Source organism: Flavobacterium filum DSM 17961 (genome assembly GCF_000425465.1).
GTDB lineage: Bacteria > Bacteroidota > Bacteroidia > Flavobacteriales > Flavobacteriaceae > Flavobacterium > Flavobacterium filum.
The window spans coordinates 1-5,006 of the sequence record NZ_AUDM01000038.1; the positions used below are offsets into that span (position 1 = coordinate 1).

Annotated in this window: 5 protein-coding genes; all 5 read left to right on the forward strand. The window is 33.0% G+C overall.

The window, feature by feature from the left end; genetic code table 11:
• On the forward strand, positions 1-268 hold a 268-nt coding region (locus H601_RS16715; RefSeq protein ID WP_035656007.1), incomplete at its 5' end, for a hypothetical protein.
• Positions 269-604: 336 nt separating this feature from the next.
• A complete protein-coding gene (locus H601_RS0112760; protein ID WP_026711862.1) occupies positions 605-1,168 on the forward strand; it encodes a hypothetical protein in 564 nt (187 codons plus the stop codon).
• 693 nt (positions 1,169-1,861) lie between these two features.
• Positions 1,862-2,551, forward strand: a complete 690-nt coding sequence (locus H601_RS0112770; protein WP_084139985.1) for a carboxylesterase family protein — start codon at positions 1,862-1,864, stop codon at positions 2,549-2,551.
• A 355-nt stretch (positions 2,552-2,906) separates the two neighbouring features.
• Positions 2,907-3,485 carry a hypothetical protein gene (locus H601_RS0112775; protein ID WP_026711865.1) on the forward strand — a complete coding sequence of 193 codons (579 nt, stop codon included), beginning with the start codon at positions 2,907-2,909 and terminating at the stop codon, positions 3,483-3,485.
• Between the two features lie 78 nt (positions 3,486-3,563).
• Positions 3,564-4,808 carry a peptidase T gene (gene pepT, locus H601_RS0112780; RefSeq protein WP_026711866.1) on the forward strand — a complete coding sequence of 415 codons (1,245 nt, stop codon included), beginning with the start codon at positions 3,564-3,566 and terminating at the stop codon, positions 4,806-4,808.
• The last annotated feature ends 198 nt before the right edge of the window (positions 4,809-5,006 follow it).

A 5,006-nucleotide genomic window follows, 5' to 3' on the forward strand; every position in this document is an offset into this window, starting at 1 on the left:
AAACGGCTCTGCTTGTGCTCTCGTAAAGCATAAATCTCTTGATCTTGGTGTTCCATATACACTTTTTTTGTGTATAGCTATTTTAGGACAAGACAATGTGCAACTTGTCTCGAACAAAACCCGAAGAACAACCCGAAAAGGTAAAGCGATTGTTTGTGTAAAAACAGCTTCTACCCTATTAACTCATGTAAACTCTTTTTTGACTGACAAAGTGAATAACTTTTACGAGTTGACCTTTGCTTCTACTCATTTATTTTCCTACATTTGATTTTCCATTATACAAATACCACAGGATTTTATTAGAATTAACTTTAAAGATTTTTTTGATTTAACTTTATTATAAAAAGTTATAAGGATTAACCCGTTGGGTGTAATTAAATTTTGGAAATAATTTTGCCACTAATTCACTAATTTTTTGCATTGATTATTCGATTTAATTCGAATTTTCATCGAAGATGAACAAATTATTGCTTTTGATTAATTTATAATTCGAGAATTCGTGGTAAAAAAACCAAAATAAACTTGAATAAAATAATTACACCCAACGGGTAAGGATTAAGAAAAATTTATTAGTTTGTATTGATTTTAAAAACGATCAAATAAATTGAATAAACTAATTATTCTTTTCTTTTTCCTAACAACATTATTTTCTTGCCAAAGTCAATCAAGAAATGAAGGAAAAAAAGTATTTGAGAAAGAACTTTCAAACGAAATAATTGATGAAATTGAGATTAATTCTCCAATTAATGATTTTGAAAGTTTATCAGAACATTACTACCATAAAAACTACTTTGAGATTTTTGGAAATTCAGGTTTTATGATTTTATATCATCTTGATGAAAAAATTACAACGATTATTAACGCCAAAATGAGAAACTATGAAAAATTAAATAATGACTTACTCCTATTTGAAGAGTCAAGTCGTATATATCGATATCAAAATTCAGACATTAAACTACCAGAAATTAGTGAAAGCTTTGAAGAATTGAAATCAAATACAAGTGTAAAAGACAAAGAAGTTGAAATCATTCATATAAAAAAAGGCACACTCAAAAATGTTTTTAAAAACAATGAAATTAGAACTAATAATGAAACTAAATTTTCTACCGGCATTTTTATACTTAAAGATCAAAAGAAAATAATTTTTTGGGTTTTACTTTATTCATAAAAAACCGATACTAATAAGGGTTAACAAAGCAGCATCACCCTGCAACAACTTAATTTTCAAAAAAATCATAAAAAAACAACCTCGTTTATCCCTAAGTTTCGTGACTTTTATGCGAGGTTTATTTTTGGAATCATTGACTCAAGTTGAAATACAATTATTTTTATACTATTTACTATTTTTGTTAGGGATATTTCTAAGGTTAGTTGTCAATTTGAACGAAAATCATTTACATTCACAACTCAAAATAATTTTTATGAAATTAAACAATAAATGGTACCCTGTAACTTTCTTTAGTTCATTAGTACTTTCCACCATCACCGTTTTTATGATACTTAATAATATACCGGGAATTTCTCTGCTTCTATTATTGGTTTTAATTACAACTTTTGCTCACATGATCATTGGCATATATGAAGTTAATAATTCTAAAAAAATAAATTCATCGCAAAAGTTAATGTGGACTCTTGGATTTCTGTTTCTTAATTCAATTACCGGGATTATATATCTCTTTTATGGAAGAAAAAAAATCCTGAATTAAAAAGAAACTGATAATTTTGATAACCGTTGCACAACTCCACCAAAAAATGATTTTTAAAATAAATCACAAAAACAACCTGGTAAATGGATTGTAAGCGAGAAATTTGCTTATGAAAACCCTTCAAAATCACTATTTTTGACTCAAAAATGTTTGTTATGCTTCGTTTGAAACGATATTTTTTATGGTTCTTTTTACTGATTGGAGTTTTCGGATTTGCCCAATTAAAAACGGTCACCAACAAAACCACTTATCCGTTTTGGATACAAGTGCCGGAAAAGCAACCGGAGGAAAAATTGCCGTTGCTGTTGTTTTTGCACGGTAAAAGTCTTTCCGGTACGGATATTAACCGAGTAAAGCGATACGGGGTGTTGCGTGCCATTGAAAAAGGCCGAAAGATTCCGGCTATAGTGGTAGCTCCACAATTGGCAAGCGGTAGTTGGAATCCAGATAAAGTACTAGAATTGATTGAATACCTTCAAAAAAATTATCCCATCGACGAGCAACGCATTTATGTGTGTGGCATGAGTTTGGGCGGGTATGGAACGTTGCATTTTGCCGGTAAACATCCGGATAAACTCACCGCTGCTGTCGCCATTTGCGGTGGCGGAAACGAAAAAGACGGCTGTCGCTTGGCCACTGTCCCCCTTTGGATTCAGCATGGCGATGTAGATTATATTGTTCCCCTTTCGGAATCACAAAAAATGTATGACGCCATAAAAAAGTGTAACATCAATGCCGATGTGACGCTAACCGTAATCAAAGGCGGCAATCACGGCAGTGTGGAACGCTTGTTTCATCAGGATGAATTGTATGAGTGGTTGTTTAAGCAGGTGAGGAAAGAGTGATTAGTAATTAGTGATTAGTGATTAGTTGTCACTATCCTAAAAACCAGACATTTCTTGACAAATAAGTTTCCTAAATTAACGTGAGTTCGACGCAAGTATATTTAAATCTAGACACGAATTGCACGAATTTACACGAATCATAATTTTTAACAATTAAGTTTCACGAATTAAAATCTGATAAATCAAATTTATTTGTGTAATATTCCATCATCAATTCGTGTAAATTAGTGTAATTCGTGTAAAATGGTGAATGTCTATTTGGTTTTTATATCGAACTCACGTTAAATTAAAATGCTGAACAGTATTACTTTTTTATTTTTAAAAGATAAGTTTACTTTTGTAAAAAATTTCTACCATGAAAAAAACGGTTTTGTTATTCCTCCTTTTGCTACAAAGCACTCTTATTGCTCAAATAATAAAAGAAAAATCGATTGAAGCTTCAATTGGTTTTGGATATGTTACTGTAAACGAGGAAATTGATTTAGAGGGAACCGGTTTTTATATGCAAGGAGAATATGTGCTGAAATTAAAATCATGGTTTCAAGTCAGACCCTACTTTGGTTTAATCATTACAGAAGCCGAAACCGAACGAAAAGAATCTTTTGAACCGGTTTATCGTGCAGTTTGTAATGCGGTATTGATTGGTGGAAAAGCAAGATTGATAGCACCTATACCCTATTTTGCTCCTTATTTTGAGATTGGCTTAGGAGCTTCAATCGGACAATTTGAAACCTTTACGCCGTTGGAAAATATTGACAAAAATGGAGTTATTTTCCATGTTCCTTTAACTTTAGGTGTAGCGTTGGGTAAAAAGAATAATTTTGAAATTGAGTTTGCTTATTACATGCAGGATAATGTAAAACAAGTGGTTGGAGGAGCGGCAGTTGGATTCCGGTTTCCTTTGGAGAAACAAAAAAACACCCCAAAAACTTAACATTGCCGAATAAAATCAATCCGTATCTTTGTTAAAGTAAATTTTATATGTACTTAACTTTAACTAAACATACGTTTTATGCAACATATTATTGACCGATTCATTAGTTATGTAACTGTTGACACAGAATCGAATCCCAATTCTGACACTACTCCCAGTTCAAAAAATCAGTTGGTATTGGCTCGTCAATTGGTAAAAGAATTAAAAGCCATTGGTATGGAAGAAGTTACGATGGACCGAAAAGGTTACATCATGGCCACTTTACCCGGTAACGTAGAACATGAAGTGCCGGTGATTGGATTTATTTCGCATTATGATACGAGTCCGGTTTTTACGGGAGCGAATGTGAAACCGCAAGTGATAGAAAACTATGACGGAAAAGACATCGTATTGAACGCGGAACAAAACATCATACTATCGCCTTCATACTTTAACGATTTGTTGCAATACAAAGGTCAGACTTTGATTACAACTGATGGCACTACCCTTTTAGGTGCCGATGACAAAGCCGGAATTACTGAAATTGTCACAGCGATGGAATACATGATTCAGCATCCTGAAATCAAACATGGAAAAATCAGAGTGGGTTTTACACCGGATGAAGAAATTGGTCGAGGGGCTCATCATTTTGATGTAGAAAAGTTTGGTGCGGATTGGGCCTACACCATGGATGGTAGTCAGATTGGCGAATTAGAATATGAAAATTTTAATGCCGCCGGTGCGAAAATTACCTTTAAAGGTAAAAGTGTGCATCCCGGTTATGCCAAAGGAAAGATGATTAATTCGATGTTATTGGCTGCCAAGTTTGTCTCGAAATTACCCAAAAAAGAAGTACCGGAGCATACTAAAGGTTATGAAGGTTTCTACCATGTAACCGGCATCACGGGAAGTATAGAAGAAAGTACCGTTTCCTTGATTGTTCGTGACCACGATAAAAAACTATTCAAAAAAAGAAAAGAGTTTTTGCATGATTTGACGGCAAAATTCAATAAAAAATACCACAAACAGTTTGGAGAAGAAATTGCGGTGATTGAAATCAAAGATCAGTATTACAACATGAAAGAAAAGGTTGAACCTGTTTTTCATATTATAAAAATTGCAGAAAAGGCAATGAAAAAACTAAACATCAAACCGATTATCAAACCGATTCGCGGTGGTACTGACGGTTGTCAATTGTCCTACAAAGGTTTACCGTGTCCGAATATTTTTGCGGGTGGACATAATTTCCACGGAAAGTATGAATATGTTCCGGTGGAAAGTATGCAAAAAGCGGTGGAAGTGATTGTGAAAATTGCAGAGTTAACGGCAGAGCCGAAAAAATAAATACTTGTTTTTTAAAAGCCACTGATTTACAAATTATTAAGTTGTGAATCAGTGTTTTTTTTTGAAACGAATTGCACGAATTTTTATTTATAAATTTGCTTGTCAGTGACTAATTTTTGACACGAATTACACGAATTACACGAATATATTTTTTATAAATTTACTTAGCAGTCACTAATTATTAATCTGTGAAGCAGT